We start from the raw sequence: 16,846 nt of genomic DNA, 5'->3' as shown, positions 1-16,846 counted from the left end.
GCTCATCCCCTCCAGTTATCGCACTGGATTCGCAAGGTGAATCCCTCACAGGCTTTGTGCAACAGAGCCCGCTGTAGATCCCGTGCCGCGCCGCGATGTCGTGAAAGCGCGAGGTGGTCGGGCCGGGGATGGGTTCGACATGGGGCGCAACCTCGGAGCGGTCATACCAGCAATAGCCGGTTGTCCCCATTTCGGGGGTGACGATCAGCTTGGCACCGCCCTGCGCGGCCTCTTCGCACATCTTCAGCAGAGAGGCGACGTTCTGCTCCTTGGCGAACATCGTCGGTTCGAACTGGATGGTCGCGGTCTTGAACGGGGCAGGGCAGGGCATTGCGGGCTCCTTGAGCAGCATCTTCGGGGCGGCAATATATTTGAAATGGAAACTATCTCGGATCAAGGGTGTTTTGTCCTGCCTGCGCGTGAGAGGGGCGGCGGCGGTCGGACGCTGCAAAAGATCACCGCCGGTTTCCGGTGCAAACGCTCAGAGAAACCTCTGATGCTGCCTGCTTTGTAATCTGATGCCCCGCAATATTGCGTAGTAATTGGGCGAAATCAGGCGGCGCATAGATATTTTCCAAATTAGATATTTGCAGTTTCAAGCAAATCGGAAAGCGTCTGCCGGATTATAGATCAACAGGGAACGAACATGACCAAGCTCAGCAGACGCTCTTTCCTGCGCTCGACCGGCATGGCGGGCGCGGCCACGTTGGCCACGCCGCTTGTTGCGCGCGCCCAGTCCGACACTATCAAGATCGGCGGGCTTCACGACCTGTCCGGCGCGCTGGACGCTGTCGGCGTGCCGATGAATCAGGTGTTCAAGCTGGCCATCGACGAGATCAACGAGGCCGGCGGCCTGCTTGGCAAGATGGTCGAGCCGGTGATCTACGATCCGCAGTCGAACATGTCGCTGTATTCGCAATTCGCCACGCAGCTGGCGCTCAAGGATCGCGTCGATGTGGTCATGGGCGGCATCACCTCGGCCAGCCGTGAGACGATCCGCCCGATCTTTCACCGCTACAACACCTTCTACTTCTACAACACCCAGTACGAAGGCGGCGTGTGCGATCGCAACGAGATCACGCTGGGCACCACCCCGGCGCAGACCGTTGCCCGGCTCATCCCCTATGGCATGAACCTGTATGGCAAGAAGGTCTACACCATCGCAGCCGACTACAACTATGGCCACATCACCGCGGCCTGGGTGAAGCGCTACGTCGAGGAAAACGGCGGCGAGGTGGTCGAGACCGAATTCTTCCCGCTTGATGTGTCGCAGTTCGGCGCGACCGTGTCGAAGATCCAGGGCGCCAAGCCCGACTTCGTGCTGTCGGCGCTGGTTGGCACCTCGCATATGGGCTTTTACCGCCAGTGGGCGGCGGCTGGCATGAAATCGGAAATCCCGGTGATGTCGACCGTTCTGGGCGCGGGCGGGTCGGACCAGCTGATCCTGACCGCCGAAGAGGGCAACGGTATCACCGCGTCCTTTGGCTATTTCGAGGAAATCGACAACCCGACCAACAAAGCCTTCCTTGAAAAGGTCGCGGCGGCCTATCCCGACAAGGATTGGGTGATGTCCGAGATTTCCGAAGTCACCTACGAGGCGGTCAAGATGTGGGCCGACGCGGTGGCCGACGCCGGCACCACCGAGCGCGATGCGCTGCTCGAAGTGCTGACCTCGGGCAAGACCTACGACATGCCTGCGGGCAAGGTGAAGATCGATCCCAAGACCCAGCACGCCATTCGCGACGTCTATATCGCCGAGCTGCAGGATCAGGTGTTCAACATCAAGGAAGCCTTCCCCGACAGCCCGCCCGCCGACACGCAGATGGTCTGCGATCTGGTCGAAAACCCGGACTCGAACAAGCACTTCGAGATCAGCCTCTGATCTGAAAAGCAGGAGACGAGCATGGACTATACGCTTGTAATCGCCCTTGAAATGGTGCGTGCCGTGGCGTGGCTGGTGTTGCTGGCCTCGGGGCTGGCGATCATCTTCGGCATGATGCGCATCATCAATTTCGCCCATGGCGAATTCCTCATGCTGGGCGGCTATACCGTGGTGATTTCTGCCCGGCATGGCGTGAACGAATGGTTTGCCATGCTCGTCCTTGCGCCCGTGGTGGTGGGCATCTTCGGGGTGCTGGTAGAGCGGCTGGTGATCCAGCGGCTGTACGGGCGCATCCTTGACAGCCTTCTGGCGACATGGGGCCTGTCGATGCTGATGATCGGCGGCGTGACGATGATCTTCGGCAATTCCGTCACCGGTGTTGCCACCCCGCTGGGCGGCATGAGCATCGGCGAATATCAGGTGCCGCGCTATAACTTCGTGCTGATCTTTGCCGCGATCGCGCTGCTGCTGGCGATCTGGGCGGCGCTGAAATTCACCAAGGCCGGGCTGATCGCCCGCGCCACCATGCAGAACCCGGACATGGCCGAGGCGCTCGGCATTCCCACCCGCTGGGTCTACATGGCGACCTTTGGCATTGGATCGGCGGTCACCGGCTTTGCCGGGGCGCTGCTGGCCCCGATGACCGGGGTGGTGCCGACCATGGGCGTGAACTTCATCGCGCAAAGCTTCATCACGGTGATCACCGGGGGGGCTTCGGTCATCACCGGCACGCTCACCGCCGCCGGCCTGTTGGGCTCGATCAGCCAGGGCATGACCTTCCTCACCGGGCCGGTCTATGGCGATGCTGCCTTGCTGCTGGCCGCGCTGGTTCTGCTGCGCCTGCTGCCGCAGGGCATCACCGGCCGCATCTTCAAGAAATCTTTGTAAGGGACCACGGTTTCATGGAAAAACCCGTTACCCGAGATCCCGGTTTCTACATCATGATCGCCATCGGGCTGGCCGTGATGTTCATCGCCCCGGTGATGCTGGATCTCTTTACCATCATGCAGATCACCCAATACGTGGTGCTGTCGGTGTTCGCCCTGTCGCTGGGCTATATCTGGGGCTTTGGCGGCATCCTGAGCTTTGGTCAGGCGGCATTCTTTGGCCTCGGCGCGTATACGTTCGCGGTGGCGTCGATCAACATGGGATCGACCACGATCCCGATGCTGCTGGCGTTTGTCATCCCGACGATCTTTGGCGTCCTGCTCGGCTATTTCATGTTCTACGGGCGGCTGTCGGATGTGTATCTTGGCGTGGTGACGCTGGTGGTGGCGCTGATCTTCTGGAAGCTGATCAACCACACCGCTGGCCCGGAATATTCCATTGGTTCGGCGCGGCTGGGCGGCTTCAACGGCATCCCGTCGATCCCGACGCTGCACATTCCGGGTGATCCGTCGGCATGGCTCGACCCGGGCCAGATGTTTCAGGTCTTCATGGGCTTCCTGATCTTCATCTATGTGGCGCTGCGCTTCCTGATCGCGTCCGACTTTGGCCGGGTGTCCATCGGCATCCGCGAAAACGAGACCCGCGCCAGCCTGCTGGGCTATGACGTGCGCAAGCAGAAGGTCATCGTCTTTGCCATCGGCGGCGGCATTGCCGGCATCGCCGGGGCGATGTGGGCCACCTATCAGGCCTTTATCGACCCCAATTCGGTGTCGATGGAAATGTCGGCCAAGGCGCTTGTCTGGGTGATGGCGGGGGGCGTCGGCACGCTGGTCGGCCCGATCATCGGCTGCATCCTGCTGCAATGGCTGACGCTGCAACTGGGCACGGTCGACGTGGTCAATTCCATCGCCGTGCTGGGCGCGATCATGATGATCCTCGTGCTGGCGCTGCCCAAGGGCATCGTGCCGACCGCGCGCTCGCTGATGCTGGGCGGCTACATCCTGTGGAAGCGCAACCATGGCTCTGCCATGGCCGGAAAGGCGGTGGGCGAATGAGCGATCACATCCTGACAACCCGTGGCCTGACCATGCGCTTTGGCGGCGTCACGGCGGTGGATAACGTCGATTTCAACCTGAAGGACGGCGAATTGCGCTGCCTGCTGGGGCCGAACGGGGCGGGGAAATCCACCTTCTTCAAATGCCTCACCGGGCAGCTGACCCCGACGAGCGGCAAGGTCACGCTGTCGGGGCAGGACATCACCGGCGCGCATACCCACCAGATCGTCAACCTTGGGGTCGGCATCAAGACTCAGGTGCCCAATGTCTTCGACGGCATCACCGCCTATGAAAACGTGCGGCTTTCGGCCCGGCGCAAGCATCTCAAGCCGATGGCGCGCGAGCTGACCATGCACACGCTGGAGCGCTGCGGCATCACCCATCTGGCCAAGCGCGAGGTTGGTCTGCTGAGCCACGGTCAGCGCCAGCTGGTCGAGCTGGCGATGGTGCTGGCGGGCGAGCCGAAACTGATCCTGCTGGATGAACCGGCGGCGGGCATGACCGGCGATGAGCGCGACCGGCTGGCGCAGCTGGTGCTGGAATCTGCGCGCTCGGCGGCGGTGGTGGTGGTCGAGCACGACATGGCCTTCATCCGCCAGATCGCCAAATTCGTCACCGTGTTCAACCGCGGCGCGATCTTCCGCGAGGCGATGATCGACGACATCATGCAGGACCGCGAGGTTCAGGAGATCTATCTGGGGAAACAGGCCAATGCTGCTTGACGTCAAGGGCCTCTCGGCCGCCTACGGGCTTGTTCCGGCGCTGCACCGCGTCGATTTTCACGCCAATGCCGGTGAGGTCGTCGGCATTCTGGGCCATAACGGCATGGGCAAGACCACGCTGATGCGCTCGATCATGGGCTATGTGAAGGTCACCGGGGGCGAGATCAATTTCGACGGCACATCCATCCTTGGCAGTGCCGTCAACGCGCGGGCCAAGATGGGGATCGGCCTTGTGCCGCAAGGTCGCCAGATCTTTCCCAACCTGTCGGTCAAGGAAAACCTCGAGGTCGCCATCCCCGGCAAAAAGGCCGAGGTCGCGCGCATCGTCGATGAAATGCTCGAGCTGTTCCCGCGTCTGCAACGCCTGCTCGACCGGCGCGGCGGGGCGCTGTCGGGTGGCGAACAGCAGCTGCTGGCGCTGGCCCGCTGCCTTGCCCGCCACCCGCGCCTGATGCTGCTGGACGAGCCGACCGAGGGCATCCAGCCGTCGATCATCGACGAAATTTCCGACACGCTGGCCGCCCTCACCAAGAAGATCGACATCACCATCGTGCTGGTGGAGCAGAACCTCGACTTCATCACCGGCCTGTCGGACCGGGTCTATGCCATTTCCAACGGCGTGCTCGACCGCGAGATCCCGAAGGCCGAGCTGACCGATTCCAGCGCGGTGAGCGCCTTCATGGGCTTCACCGGCTGACCCGGCGCCCCGGCCGGGGCGCCCCAAGCACAATATCACAACAAGGAATGACCGGATGTCTGTGAAACTTCCGAACGAAGAACAATTGGCCGATGTGGCCGACCGGCTTGGTTTCAACCTGTCGCCCGAGGATGTGAAATCCTTTCAGGGGCTGATGCAGGGCTATGTCGATGCCTATAACGCCGTCGACAAGATGATCGACCCGCTGCCCGAAATCACCTACCCGCGCAGCCCCGGCGTGCAGCCGCCCGTCGAAGACAACCCGCTGAACGCATGGTATGTCAAATCCACCGTGCAGGGCGCCCCCGAGGGCAAGCTCAAGGGCAAGACCATCGTTCTGAAAGACAACGTCATGCTGGCGGGCGTGCCGATGATGAACGGCTCGTCGACGCTCGAAGGCTATGTGCCCAACGTCGATGCAACCATCGTGACGCGCATGCTGGACGCGGGCGCGACCATCGTTGGCAAGGCACATTGCGAATGTTTCTGCATGTCGGGCGGCTCGCACACCTCGGCGCTGGGGCCGGTGTGCAACCCGCATGACCCGACCCGCTCCGCTGGTGGCTCGTCGTCTGGCTCGGCGGCACTGGTCGCCAAGGGCGAGGTCGACATGGCCATTGGCGGCGATCAGGGCGGATCGATCCGTATGCCCTCGGCCTTCTGCGGCACCGTCGGCATGAAGGCGACCCATGGCCTCGTGCCCTATACCGGCATCGTGCCGATCGAGATCACCGTCGACCACGCCGGCCCGATCACCGCGACCGTGGCCGACAACGCGCTGCTGCTCGAAGTGCTCGCGGGCTCGGATGGCTATGACAGTCGGCAGATCGACATTTCGGTGTCGGGCTATACCGAAGGCCTCGACAAGCCGGTCAAAGGCATGAAGGTCGCTATCCTCAAGGAAGGCTTCGGCCATGCCACCAGCGAAGCCGCGTCCGATGACAAGGTGCGCGAAGCGGCGAAGAAGCTCGAAGCGCTTGGCGTCATCGTCGAGGAAGTCTCGATCCCGATGCACCTGATGGGCCTCGCGATCTGGACCCCGATCGGGCTTCAGGGTCTGACGCAGACGATGATGCTGGGCGATGGCTATGGCACCTCGCGCCCAGATCTCTATGTCACCAGCTTCATGGATTTCCATCGTGGCTGGCGCGAGCGCGCGGATGAGCTGTCCGAGACGCTGAAGCTGGGCATGATGTTCGCGCAATATGCTGACGATCAGCACGGCAAGCGCTATTACGGCAAAGCCCATAACATCGTCAAAACCCTGCGTGCCGCCTATGACTCCGTGCTGGCCGATTACGATGCCATCCTGATGCCGACGGTGCCGATGACCGCAACGCCGATCCCCGGCCCTGATGCCAGCCGCGAAGAGATCGTCGAGCGCGCCTTCGACATGCTGCCGAACACTGCGCCCTTTGACATCACCCATCACCCGGCGCTGTCGGTGCCCTGTGGCAAGGTGAACGGCCTGCCGGTGGGCATGATGCTGGTCGGCAAGATGTGGGATGAAAAGACGCTCTACACGCTGGGCGATGCTTTCGAGAAATCCGGCGACTGGACCAGCTGGTAAGATCCCCGACAACTTGCCCGCCCCGTTACGCCGGGGCGGGCCTTTTTTCGATCAAGGACAAAGACATGAAAGACCACAGCCCGGACGGGCCGATGATGCTTGAAACCGTGCTGGGCATGGCGGCGGATGCACAGTGGCATGACCGGCTGCACGCGCTGGAACATGAGGGCGGGGTGGAATTCCTGTCGATCCCCGAGGCCGACGCCGCGCGCAAGCGCATGCGCGTCACCACCGACCGGGGCCGCGATTGCGCCATTGCCCTGCCGCGCGAACAGGGGCTGAGCGACGGCGCGGTGCTGTTTCACGACGGGCGTCTGGCCATCGTGGCGCGCATCGACGGTGCGGCGCGGATGCGGCTGCGCCCGGCAAGCATCGACGACGCGATGCGGCTTGGCCATTGGTGCGGCAACCTGCACTGGAAAGTGATCTTTGGCCAAGGCGTCATGGACGTGGTGCTCGACGGTCCGCGCGCGCGCTACGAAGCGCGGCTCGCCGATCTGCGCGGGCTGGCAGAATTCGTGATCGAGGACGCATGAGCCTTGCCACCATCCGGGCGATGCAGCTGGCCGACAGCGGCTTTCCCTCGGGCGTTTTTGCCTATTCCTGGGGGCTGGAAAGCGCGCTGGCCGAAGGGCAGGTCTGCAAGCGCAGCCTTGCGGATTGGGTTGCGCTTGATCTGCGCACCCGCTGGCACCGCTTCGATCGCATCGCGCTGGCCGGGGGCTTTCGCCTGACCGGCGAGGCGCTGAGCGGCTGGTTCGAGACCGTCGATGCGCTGATGCCGGTGGAAACCCAGCGCCGGGACAGTGCGCAGGCCGGGGATGCGCTGTTCGCCTCGGCCCGGGCGCTGCGCATCGCGATGGATCCGGGCGCGCTGGCGGCGCAGGCCGCAGGGGTCGGGCATTTCGCGGTGGCGCATGGGGTCTTTCTGCGGGCCTGCGGGCTGGATTTGGGCGCGGCGCTGGAAACCTCGGCGCTGAGCCTTGCGCGCGGGGCGTTTTCCGCCGCCGTGCGGCTGGGCATCGCCGGGGCGATCACCACCCAGCGCGACCTGCTGGCGCTGGCCCCGCTGATCGCCGAACTGGCGACAGTGCCCGATGCGCAAGACCTGCCCTCTGGCGCGATGCCGCTGCCCGATGTGGCGCTGATGCGGCCCCGGCAGGGGCGGCTTTTCATCAACTAAGGAGACGGTCATGCACCTGACCCCCACTGAACTCGAGCGGCTGACCATCTTCACCGCCGCAGAACTGGCCCGCCGCTATGTCGCGCAGGGCATCCGCCTGGCCCACCCCGAGGCGGTGGCGCTGCTGGCCGACGAATTGCTGACCTTTGCCCGCCACGGCCATAGCCACAGCGAAATCGTCAGCCATGCGTCAACCCTGCTGCGCGCCGATCAGGTCGAGCCGGGCGTGGCGCATATGCTGAAAACCTTCTCGGTCGAGGTGTCGATGGCCGAGGGCACCAAGCTGGTCACCGTCTTCGACCCCATCGCCCCCGCGCCCGGCGATCCGATCCCCGGCGAGGTCATCCCCGCGCAAGGCGAGATCGAGATCAACGCAGGCCGCGAGGCGATCACGCTCAGCGTGCTCAACACCGGCGATCGCACCATTCAGGTCCGCTCTCACGCGCATTTCTTCGAAGTGAACCCGGCGCTGCAATTCGACCGCGCGGCGGCCTTCGGTATGCGGCTCGACCGGCCCTCAGGGGGAGGCGAGCGCTTCGATCCGGGCATCGAAAAACACGTCGTTCTGGTGCCCTATGGCGGCAAGCGCGTGGTGCACGGTTTTGCGGGCCTCACCGAAGGGCCGGTGGACGGCGGGCTTGAAACGGCGATCCATGCCGCCACCCAAAGGGGCTACATGCGATGAAACTGACCCGCGACGCTTATGCCCGGCTGTACGGGCCCACCACGGGCGATATGGTCCGCCTTGGCGATACCTCGCTTCTGGCCGAGATCGAATTCGATCACACCCATCCCGGCGATGAGCTGACCGCTGGCGCGGGCAAGATCATGCGCGACGGCGAAGGCTTTTGCACCAGTGGCACCGCCGCCAACGGCGCGCTGGACATGGTGATCATGAACGCCATCATCATCGACGCCGAGCTGGGCATTCTCAAGGGCGATATCGGCATCCGCGACGGGCGCATCGTCGGGGTGGGCAAGGCCGGCAACCCCGACATCATGAACGGCGTGACGGATGGCATGGTGACTGGCCCCAACACCACCGTGGTGCATGGCGACAACCATTTCGTCACCGCCGGCGCGATCGAGGCACATGCGCATTTCCTCTCGCCCCAGCAATGCCATCACGCGCTGGCCGGGGGCTGCACCACGATGATCGGCATGTCTCCGGGGCCGAATTTCGATGTGTCCTGCTCGGGGCCCCACGTGCTGGGGCGGCTTATTCAGGCCGCCGATGAATACCCGCTGAACTTCGGCTTTCTGGGGCGCGGCAATTCCAACCCCGAGGCGGTTGCGGAAAGCGTGTCTGGCGGCGCGTTGGGGGTGAAGATCCACGAGGATTTCGGCGCCTCGCCTGCGGTGCTGGATGGTACGTTGATTGCCGCTGACAACTCCGATTTCTCGGTGCACCTGCACACCGACACCATCAACGAATTCGGCTTCTACGAGACCACGATGGAGGCCATCGCGGGCCGCTCGATCCATATGTACCACACCGAAGGCGCGGGCGGTGGCCATGCCCCCGATATCCTTGTGGTCAACGGCTATCCCAACGTGCTGCCCTCTTCGACCAACCCGACCAACCCCTACACGCTGCCCGCCCTAGAAGAGGGCGTGCCGATGACCATGCTCGCCCATATGATGAGCTTCGATCTGCTTGAGGACGTCGCCTTTGCCGAGGCCCGCATCCGCCCGCAAAGCATGGCGGCCGAAGACCTTTTGCACGACATGGGGGCGATTTCGATCTTTGCCACCGACACCCAGGGCATGGGGCGCCTTGCCGAAAACCTTGCGAAATGCTGGCAGCTGGCATCGGTGATGAAGGACCGGGTGGGCCGTTTGCCCGAAGAGACGACTGCAAGCGCCGACAACCAGCGCATCCTGCGCTATGTTGCAAAATACACCATCAACCCGGCCATTGCGGCGGGGATCGACCACGAGGTCGGCTCTATCGCGCCGGGCAAGATGGCCGATATCGTGCTCTGGCCGTTTGCCTTCTTTGGCGCCAAGCCCAGCACCGTCATCAAAGGCGGCACCATCGTCTGGGCCACCATGGGCGATGGCAACGGCAGCTTCGTGGGGTCCGAACCGATGATCCACCGCCCGATGTGGGGGGCGCTTGGCAGCGCCAAACACCACCTTGGCGTCACCTTTGTCTCCGAGCTTGCGATCAAGGCAGGCACCGAAACGAAGCTGGGCGTAAAGAAACCTTTCGTTCAGATCCGCAACACCCGAAAGCTCGGCAAAGCCGATATGATCCGCAACGCCGCGCTGCCAAAGATCACCGTCGATCCGCAGACCTTCGAGGTGGAGGCCGATGGCGTGCCCCTCACCGCAGACCCCGCCCGCAATGTTCCCCTTGCAAGAAAGTACTTCCTGAGATGACAGCCGCCCGCGTCGGCATCGGAGGCCCCGTCGGCTCCGGCAAAACCGCCCTGATCGAAGCCATCCTGCCGCTTCTGGCCGAAGCTGGCATCGACACCGCCGTAATCACCAACGATCTGGTGACGGACGAAGACGCCGAACGTCTGCGCAAGGGCGGGCAGCTGGCCCCCGACCGGGTGCGCGCGGTGCAGGCCGGGGCCTGCCCGCATACCGTTATCCGCGAAGATCCCACGCTGAACATGGCCGCCGCCGACAGGCTTGAAACAGATTTTCCGGGGCTGGATCTGATCCTGATCGAATCCGGCGGCGACAATCTTGCCTCGACCTTTTCGCCGGATCTGGTCGATTACTGGATGTTCGTGATCGACGTGGCGGGGGGCGATGACATCCCCCGCAAGAAGGGGCCGGGCATCCTTCAGGCCAATCTGCTGGTGATCAACAAGGCCGATCTCGCCCCGCACGTCGGCGTCGATTTCCCCAACATGCTGGCCGAGGCAACGGCGGTGCGCGGCGGCGGCGCGGTGCTGCCGACGATCTGCCGCAAGGGCAGCGGCATCGCCGAGGTGGTGGCGCATTTGCGCCGCGAGGTGTTGTTCAAGTGAAGGATTTCGCGACGCAGCGCGCGCAGGTGTCGCTGATCTGCGGCATCGCGCCGGATGGCGGCACGTCGCTGCTCGATCGGCATGTGGAATGGCCGTGGTCGCTGCCGCGCGGCTACCGGCGCGCCGGGCTGACCGGCCCGCTGACGGTGCTGCCGCAATGCGCTGGCGCGGCGCTGCTGCCCGGCGATCACTGGCGCCACGAGGTGACGGTGCAGGCGGGCGGCAGCGTCGATCTGCTCAGCGCCGGGGCCCTGATGATCCACGCCGATGCGCGGCGCGGGCGCGAGTGTTGCTCCGACTGGACCCTGCGCGCCGATCGTGGCGCAACCCTGCGCCACCTTGCCGATCCGAACGTGCTGATGAGCGGGGCAAAGATGCACCAGCGCATCACGCTCACGCTGGACGTGGGCGCAAGGGCGGTACTGTTTGACGGCTTCTGCCGCCGCGATCCCGCAGCGCCGGACGCTGGCGGGGTCTGGAAATCCGATTTGCAGGTGGTGCGCGCCGATGGCCACACGCTTTTTCGCGAGCGCCAGCATGTCACCGAGGCCGACCTGATCGCGCTCAAGGCGCTGCCCGGCGGCATGACCGCCTTTGGCACCGTGACACTCATCGGATCGGCCCCGTTCGAAAACGGCCCGCTGGATCTGCCCGACTGTTACGCCGCCGCAGGCGCGGCGCGGGGCGGCGCAGGACAGATCCTGCGCATCGCCGCAACGACCGGAGGCGCGCTCGACCGCGCCTTCCGGCAGATCCGCACGCTTATCTGAACGGCGTCAGATCGGGGCGTTTGGTGTGGAAATCGGTCACCCGCTGGAACGCCGCGCCCAGTTTGAACAGCTTGTCCTCGGTCAGCGCATGCCCCATCAGCTGGAACCCGATCGGCCCGCCGCGGCTGTCAAAGCCTCCCGGCAGGGTCAGCGACGGGCAGCCGGTGAAATCCGCCGGCGCGGTGAATTTCAGCATGTCGCCAAGGTTCTCGCCCTTGCCTGCCGTGGGCGCGCCATAGATGTTGTCGAGTTCGGGCATCGGCCCGCTGGTGATTGGAAACAGCACCGCGTCCAGCCCATGCATCGCCCGTGCCACCGAGCCGTTATAGACCAGCCGCCACTGCATCGCCGCGCCAACGTCCTTGGCGGTCAGGCTCAACCCGTAATCCAGCAGCTCGCTCAGATGCGGCGCGTAGCCGTCGCGCTGTTCGGGGAACCGGCCCTGATGCGCCAGCGCCACCTCGATGGCGCAAAGCACCGTCCATTGATCGACCGCATCGGCAGGGAAGGGGAAGGACATTGGCACGATCTGGGCGCCCAGCGATTCATATACAGCGATGGCCTCGGCGATCACTGCGGCCGTTTCAGGCGCCGCACCGTCGATCACCGCCGCGCGGTCGATGCCGATGCGCATACCCCGGATCGGCCCGGCGCAGGCGGCAAGGTAATCGGGCACCGGCGCCATCAGCGCGGTGGGATCGCTGACATCCGCGCCCGCGATGGCGGTCATGACGGCGGCGCAATCCTCGGCGCTGCGCGCCATCGGGCCGACATGGTCAAGACTGTCGGCCAGCGCAAACACGCCGTGGCGGCTGACCCGGCCCCATGTGCCCTTCATGCCAGTGATGCCATTGCACCCCGACGGAAAGCGGATCGACCCGCCGGTGTCGGACCCGATCGCGCCAAAGGCCATGCCCGCCGCAACCGACACGCCCGAGCCGGACGAGGACGAGCCCGCCCACAGCTTGGAGTTCCACGGGTTCTTTGGCACCGCCATCTTGTCGTTATGGCCCGAATAGGCGCCCTCGGTCATGCCCAGTTTGCCGATGGTGACGCAGCCCGCCTGTTCCAGCCGCGTCGTCACCGTGGCATTGCGCCCGGTCTGGTTGTTCCTGAGCAGCGCCAGCCCCGCCGAGGTCGGCGCGAAATCGGTCTCGCACAGATCCTTGAGCGCAAAGGGGATGCCGTGCAGCGGGCCGCGATCCATCCCGGCGGCGCGTTCGTCCGTGGCGGTTTGCGCCTGCGCGAGGGCACGGTCTGCGGTCAGCGCGATATAGGCCGTCAGCGCGCCATCCACCTCGGACACCCGTTTGAGAACCGCCTGCGTCACGTCCAGCGGCGTTGCCTGCCCCGAGGCGATCAGGCGACTGGTGTCCATCAGCGACAGATCCGGGATGTCGCGGGTTGACAGGTTGGGGGTGTGGGCATTCATGGGACTCTCCTCAAGCGGCGCATTTACTTGATTTGGCAAATACCATAAATACAAATACCGAAAGGTTCGTTATCGCTTCCAGCGCAATTCTGGCGATGGATCCGCTGGAACCGCTCAGGAAACAGGCAAACGCCCTGTCAGCGCGATGGTGCAGTTCCACAGGATTTGTGCGGAGGTCCAACCTGCGCTACCGCTATACGTCATGAAAATCGGTCTCATCCTCTCGCACGAAGGCCTCGCCGGCATCTGGACCCTTGGCTGTCAGGGCGGCGCTTTTCTGGCCGCCGCCGAACTCAATGCCGCGGGCGGCGTGCTTGGGCAGGAAATCGATATCGTGCAAGTCGATTCCGGCGAAAGCCGCGACAGCGCCTGCAAGGCGGCGCAGCGCCTTGCGCTGGATGAAAACGTTGACGCGGTGATCGGTCTGCAATCCAGCGATCTGCGCCCTGCGGTGCGGCGTGGGCTGGCCGGGCTGGCCCCCTATATCTACACGCCGCACTACGAGGGCGGCTTTTGCGGGCCGGGCACCGCGCCGCTCGGCATCACCGATAGCGAGGTGCTGAACCCCTCGCTTGACTGGCTGGCGCAGCATCGCGGTGGCAAGCGGTTCTTCTTCGTCGGCAATGATTATATCTGGCCGCGCGTTGCCCATGGCACCACCGAAGAGGCGGTGCGGAACGCGGGGGGGCTGTTTGTCGGGCAGGCGCTGATGCCGCTGGGCCAGCGCGATTACGCCCCGGTGCTTGACGCCATCCGCAAGGCGCGCGCCGATGTGGTGGTCATCGCCATGCTGGGCGAGGATTCCGTCTGCTTCAACCGGGCCTTCGCCGAAGACGGGCTTGCCGCCAGTGTCATCCGTCTGAATCTGGCCTTCGACGAGACGCAATTGCTGGCGCTGGCCGACGTGGGAACAGAAAACCTGTTCGCCGCGCAGGCCTATTTCGACACCAGCCGGGGCGACGGGCGCGATGCGTTGGCCGAACGCTACGACGCCTGTTTTTCCGGGCAGCGCCCGACGATGACCGCCAATGCGGTTGGCTGTTACGACGCGATCTACCTTGTTGCCGCCATCGCGCGGCAGGTCGGGCGCATCGATGGCTGCCAGATGGCGCATTTCCTGCGCCCGCGTCTGCAACGCGACCACGCCTATCATATGATCGGGCGCAGCGATGCCGCCGCCGGGGTGCGGCTGGCCGAGGCAGAGGGCATCGATTTCGTCGTCAGATCAGCGTTTTCTTCCTGAGATCTGGCCAGCCGCACTGTGACTTTTACGTCGGCGGCTGTTGGCAAGATGGTATTGTCCGTTTCAAATGTTGTGGATTAGTTCAACCCTGAGTGCTAAACCCTTGACAGTTTTCAGGTGGTCCAAGGAGGCACCATGGCGGATCCGAAATTTACCGAGCAGCTCGGCTATCTCATCGCGCGGGCGAACCGGCTGATCGAAGAGGACCTGTCGCGCCGCCTGTCGGCCAACGGTATCGCGATCGAACAGTACAGGGTCCTGAAATCGCTCGAAGAAGAAGGCCCGCTGCCGATGGGCCATCTTGCCGAACGGGTGCTGGTCGAGCCGGCGACCCTGACCAAGATCATCGATCGCATGGTGCGCGAGGCGCTGGTGTTTCGCGTTCCCGACGAGCAGGATCGCCGCAAGGTGCGCGTTGCGCTGTCGTCCAAGGGCGTGGCGCTGTGCCGCGAGCTTGAAAACGTCGGCGACGATCACGAGCGCCACATCGCCGAGGCCTTTGGCTCGGACGAGCTTGGCGACGTGCGGCGGATTCTGGCGGATCTCAACGCGGGGTGATCCCCACCCCGTTCGAGGTGTTGAAGACGACCCGCCAAGCGCGGGCGGACCCGGTGATCTAAATCACCACCGCCCCCGGTCGACCCCGCGCGGCAGGGCTTCGCCGCAGCTCCCCGTCAAATGCCGGGGTCACCGCCCGCAAGGGCGCGCTCAGCGCGAGGCTCCGGCGCGGATGTCGCGGGGCGTGGCCTGAAACCGGCGCGAAAAGCTGCGCGAGAAATGCGCCGCGCTGCGAAAGCCGGTGCGGTAGGCGACCTCGGAAATCGCCAACCCGCCCTTGGCGTCGCCGACTAGCAGCTCATAGGCCGCCTGCAAGCGACGGCTGCGCACAAAGCCCGACACGGTCTCGCCGCCATCGGCAAACAGCGCGTATAGATAGCTGCGCGAGATCCCCATGGCGCGGGCGATGCTGTCGGGGGTCAGCTCGGGGTCGGGCAGGTGGCGCTCGATATGCTCCATGATGCGCTGCCGGGTGCGGGTGCGCCCAGTGCGCACCGGCGCGCCGCCGTCTTCCTCGGCACCCAGCATCAGCGCGGCGAGGGCGACGATCTCTGCCGCCAGCGCCTCGGGGCGCGGGGGTGGGCCGCTGCGGAACACCTGCGCCGTGGCCGAGATCGTGCGCGAGACCAGCGCCGACATCTGCGGATCGGGGCGGAAGCGCCCGCCAACATGGGTGTCGGCGGCGACAAGCCGATCCTGAAGCGCGCGGGCCGGCAGCACCGCCACCCATTGCGCCAGATCGCTGGCCGAACGCAGCTCGTAAAAGCGATCTCCGCGCAGCAGTACATAGCCGCCGGGCCTTATGTCGCCGGTCAGCCCCGATTGGCAGAACTGCAGCGGCGCCTGCATTGGAAAGATCAGGTGATAGCAGGGCTCTGGGGCCGACCCGGCGATCAGTCGGGCCTGCGCCTCGCCGCGACGCAGGATCTCGACCGGGCCGAGTGAAAGATGAAGCCCGCCCGAAGCGGTCAGGGCACGATGTTGAAGGGTCATGGATCCGGTCTGTTTTCGCAAGGGTGAAGGACGTCGACGCCATGGGCGGCGAGGGTCGTCGCCAGCGCACCGTCGGGCGCGGCGTCGGTGACAAGCAGATCGACCTCTGACCAGCCAGCAATGCGGGCCAGCGCGGGACGGTCGAATTTCGAACGGTCGGCCACGATCGCCACCCGCTGCGCCTGACGGATCATGTGGCGACAGATGCCCGCCGCAAGATCATCGATGTCATGCACGCCAAGGCTATCGACCCCCGACGCCCCAAGGATCGCCCAGTTGGCGCGGTAACGGGTCAGCTCTTCGATGGCCTGCGGCCCCGAGGCGTAGCGTTCGGACGGGTGCAGGCGGCCACCAAGGGTGATGATCTGCGCCGACGGGTTGTCGCACAGCGCCTCGGCGACGGGATGGTCATTGGTGATCGCCGTGAGCTGCCGGCCACTGGCCGCAAGCGCGCGCGCCGCGTGCCAGCAGGTGGCGCCGCTGCCGATCATCACCACCTGTCCGGGCGTGATCTGCTCCGCCGCATCGCTGCCGATGCGGGCGCGCGCCTGCACATGCATGCTGCGACGTTCGGCCAGCGGCGCCTCGAAGCGCAGCGGGCGTTCGGCGCCGCCATAGGTGCGGCGCAACAACCCGCGCCGGTCGAGATCGATGAGATCGCGCCGGATCGTCTCGTGCGAGACATCCAGTATCTGCGCCAGTTCCGAAGCGCGCAGCGCCGGTTGCGCGCGCAGCTTGGTCAGGATTCGATCCTGACGGGCGGCCCTTGGGCGGCGGGGGGAAGAGAGGATCTGGTCGGCCATGCGGTCCCACGGGAAATAACGGTCGGCCAAGGCCGTCCGGGGATCACTCTTCGTGTTGAAAAT

The 16,846-nt window shown here is 64.8% G+C and carries 18 protein-coding genes; 14 read left to right on the top strand and 4 right to left on the bottom strand.

All coding sequences use genetic code 11. From position 1 onward, the window contains the following. The coding region (locus Q4543_RS18150) for a nitrilase-related carbon-nitrogen hydrolase (protein WP_303440612.1) at positions 1-331 on the bottom strand (331 nt) is incomplete at its 3' end. 315 nt (positions 332-646) lie between these two features. Between Q4543_RS18150 and Q4543_RS18145 the strand changes: the two genes are divergently transcribed. The 12 genes from Q4543_RS18145 (at position 647) to Q4543_RS18090 (ending at position 11,754) form a co-directional block, all read left to right on the top strand. Then, the gene (locus tag Q4543_RS18145; protein ID WP_303440611.1) at positions 647-1,882 is read left to right on the top strand and encodes a transporter substrate-binding protein; all 1,236 of its coding nucleotides are present in this window, start codon (positions 647-649) and stop codon (positions 1,880-1,882) included. Between the two features lie 21 nt (positions 1,883-1,903). After that, the gene (locus Q4543_RS18140; protein WP_216002513.1) at positions 1,904-2,770 is read left to right on the top strand and encodes a branched-chain amino acid ABC transporter permease; all 867 of its coding nucleotides are present in this window, start codon (positions 1,904-1,906) and stop codon (positions 2,768-2,770) included. Positions 2,771-2,784: 14 nt separating this feature from the next. Next, positions 2,785-3,825 carry an urea ABC transporter gene (locus tag Q4543_RS18135; RefSeq protein ID WP_303440608.1) on the top strand — a complete coding sequence of 347 codons (1,041 nt, stop codon included), beginning with the start codon at positions 2,785-2,787 and terminating at the stop codon, positions 3,823-3,825. Further along, positions 3,822-4,547 carry an ABC transporter ATP-binding protein gene (locus tag Q4543_RS18130; protein WP_303440606.1) on the top strand — a complete coding sequence of 242 codons (726 nt, stop codon included), beginning with the start codon at positions 3,822-3,824 and terminating at the stop codon, positions 4,545-4,547. The genes Q4543_RS18135 and Q4543_RS18130 overlap by 4 nt, the downstream gene beginning before the upstream one ends. After that, positions 4,537-5,244, top strand: coding sequence for an ABC transporter ATP-binding protein (locus tag Q4543_RS18125; RefSeq protein WP_303440604.1), 708 nt, complete (start codon positions 4,537-4,539; stop codon positions 5,242-5,244). The genes Q4543_RS18130 and Q4543_RS18125 overlap by 11 nt, the downstream gene beginning before the upstream one ends. A 55-nt stretch (positions 5,245-5,299) precedes the next feature. After that, a complete protein-coding gene (locus tag Q4543_RS18120; protein ID WP_303440603.1) occupies positions 5,300-6,814 on the top strand; it encodes an amidase in 1,515 nt (504 codons plus the stop codon). 65 nt (positions 6,815-6,879) lie between these two features. After that, a complete protein-coding gene (locus Q4543_RS18115) occupies positions 6,880-7,350 on the top strand; it encodes an urease accessory protein UreE (protein WP_216002508.1) in 471 nt (156 codons plus the stop codon). Beyond that, a complete protein-coding gene (locus Q4543_RS18110; RefSeq protein ID WP_303440601.1) occupies positions 7,347-7,997 on the top strand; it encodes an urease accessory protein UreF in 651 nt (216 codons plus the stop codon). Before Q4543_RS18115 ends, Q4543_RS18110 begins: the two co-directional genes overlap by 4 nt. A 10-nt stretch (positions 7,998-8,007) precedes the next feature. Beyond that, complete coding sequence (gene ureB, locus Q4543_RS18105) at positions 8,008-8,682, top strand: urease subunit beta (protein ID WP_303440599.1); 675 nt, start codon at positions 8,008-8,010, stop codon at positions 8,680-8,682. Continuing rightward, entirely contained in the window at positions 8,679-10,382 is a 1,704-nt protein-coding gene (ureC, locus tag Q4543_RS18100; protein WP_303440596.1) for an urease subunit alpha, read from the top strand. The genes ureB and ureC overlap by 4 nt, the downstream gene beginning before the upstream one ends. Continuing rightward, a complete protein-coding gene (gene ureG, locus Q4543_RS18095) occupies positions 10,379-10,984 on the top strand; it encodes an urease accessory protein UreG (RefSeq protein ID WP_303440594.1) in 606 nt (201 codons plus the stop codon). The genes ureC and ureG overlap by 4 nt, the downstream gene beginning before the upstream one ends. Continuing rightward, complete coding sequence (locus tag Q4543_RS18090; RefSeq protein ID WP_303440592.1) at positions 10,981-11,754, top strand: urease accessory protein UreD; 774 nt, start codon at positions 10,981-10,983, stop codon at positions 11,752-11,754. Before ureG ends, Q4543_RS18090 begins: the two co-directional genes overlap by 4 nt. Here Q4543_RS18090 and Q4543_RS18085 read toward each other — a convergent pair. Beyond that, positions 11,747-13,186 (bottom strand): amidase, encoded by a 1,440-nt coding sequence (locus Q4543_RS18085; RefSeq protein WP_303440590.1) that lies wholly within the window; start codon positions 13,184-13,186, stop codon positions 11,747-11,749. The two genes, Q4543_RS18090 and Q4543_RS18085, sit on opposite strands and share 8 nt — an antisense overlap. A 202-nt stretch (positions 13,187-13,388) precedes the next feature. On the opposite strand from Q4543_RS18085, the gene Q4543_RS18080 reads away from it, so the two are divergent. Beyond that, entirely contained in the window at positions 13,389-14,429 is a 1,041-nt protein-coding gene (locus Q4543_RS18080; RefSeq protein WP_303440588.1) for a substrate-binding domain-containing protein, read from the top strand. Between the two features lie 135 nt (positions 14,430-14,564). Beyond that, the gene (locus tag Q4543_RS18075) at positions 14,565-14,987 is read left to right on the top strand and encodes a MarR family winged helix-turn-helix transcriptional regulator (protein WP_216002500.1); all 423 of its coding nucleotides are present in this window, start codon (positions 14,565-14,567) and stop codon (positions 14,985-14,987) included. A gap of 150 nt (positions 14,988-15,137) precedes the next feature. Here Q4543_RS18075 and Q4543_RS18070 read toward each other — a convergent pair whose 3' ends face one another. Both Q4543_RS18070 and Q4543_RS18065 read right to left on the bottom strand, forming a co-directional pair. Continuing rightward, complete coding sequence (locus Q4543_RS18070; RefSeq protein ID WP_303440587.1) at positions 15,138-15,980, bottom strand: helix-turn-helix domain-containing protein; 843 nt, start codon at positions 15,978-15,980, stop codon at positions 15,138-15,140. Continuing rightward, a complete protein-coding gene (locus Q4543_RS18065; protein WP_303440585.1) occupies positions 15,977-16,813 on the bottom strand; it encodes a DeoR/GlpR family DNA-binding transcription regulator in 837 nt (278 codons plus the stop codon). The genes Q4543_RS18070 and Q4543_RS18065 overlap by 4 nt, the downstream gene beginning before the upstream one ends. Positions 16,814-16,846: the final 33 nt, after the last annotated feature.

The organism is Salipiger sp. 1_MG-2023, from assembly GCF_030547555.1.
In the GTDB taxonomy this organism is placed as follows: Bacteria; Pseudomonadota; Alphaproteobacteria; order Rhodobacterales; family Rhodobacteraceae; genus Salipiger.
This window is presented reverse-complemented; position numbering and strand designations above follow the sequence as displayed.

Bases quoted from the DNA above. Each gene is read 5' to 3' on its own strand.
- Q4543_RS18070 (WP_303440587.1), bottom strand. From the start codon at position 15,980: ATGACCCTTCAACATCGTGCCCTGACCGCTTCGGGCGGGCTTCATCTT.
- Q4543_RS18080 (WP_303440588.1), top strand. From the start codon at position 13,389: ATGAAAATCGGTCTCATCCTCTCGCACGAAGGCCTCGCCGGCATCTGG.
- Q4543_RS18125 (WP_303440604.1), top strand. From the start codon at position 4,537: ATGCTGCTTGACGTCAAGGGCCTCTCGGCCGCCTACGGGCTTGTTCCG.
- Q4543_RS18085 (WP_303440590.1), bottom strand. From the start codon at position 13,186: ATGAATGCCCACACCCCCAACCTGTCAACCCGCGACATCCCGGATCTG.
- ureG (WP_303440594.1), top strand. From the start codon at position 10,379: ATGACAGCCGCCCGCGTCGGCATCGGAGGCCCCGTCGGCTCCGGCAAA.
- ureC (WP_303440596.1), top strand. From the start codon at position 8,679: ATGAAACTGACCCGCGACGCTTATGCCCGGCTGTACGGGCCCACCACG.
- Q4543_RS18135 (WP_303440608.1), top strand. From the start codon at position 2,785: ATGGAAAAACCCGTTACCCGAGATCCCGGTTTCTACATCATGATCGCC.
- Q4543_RS18145 (WP_303440611.1), top strand. From the start codon at position 647: ATGACCAAGCTCAGCAGACGCTCTTTCCTGCGCTCGACCGGCATGGCG.
- Q4543_RS18110 (WP_303440601.1), top strand. From the start codon at position 7,347: ATGAGCCTTGCCACCATCCGGGCGATGCAGCTGGCCGACAGCGGCTTT.
- Q4543_RS18115 (WP_216002508.1), top strand. From the start codon at position 6,880: ATGAAAGACCACAGCCCGGACGGGCCGATGATGCTTGAAACCGTGCTG.
- Q4543_RS18130 (WP_303440606.1), top strand. From the start codon at position 3,822: ATGAGCGATCACATCCTGACAACCCGTGGCCTGACCATGCGCTTTGGC.
- Q4543_RS18075 (WP_216002500.1), top strand. From the start codon at position 14,565: ATGGCGGATCCGAAATTTACCGAGCAGCTCGGCTATCTCATCGCGCGG.
- Q4543_RS18140 (WP_216002513.1), top strand. From the start codon at position 1,904: ATGGACTATACGCTTGTAATCGCCCTTGAAATGGTGCGTGCCGTGGCG.
- Q4543_RS18120 (WP_303440603.1), top strand. From the start codon at position 5,300: ATGTCTGTGAAACTTCCGAACGAAGAACAATTGGCCGATGTGGCCGAC.
- ureB (WP_303440599.1), top strand. From the start codon at position 8,008: ATGCACCTGACCCCCACTGAACTCGAGCGGCTGACCATCTTCACCGCC.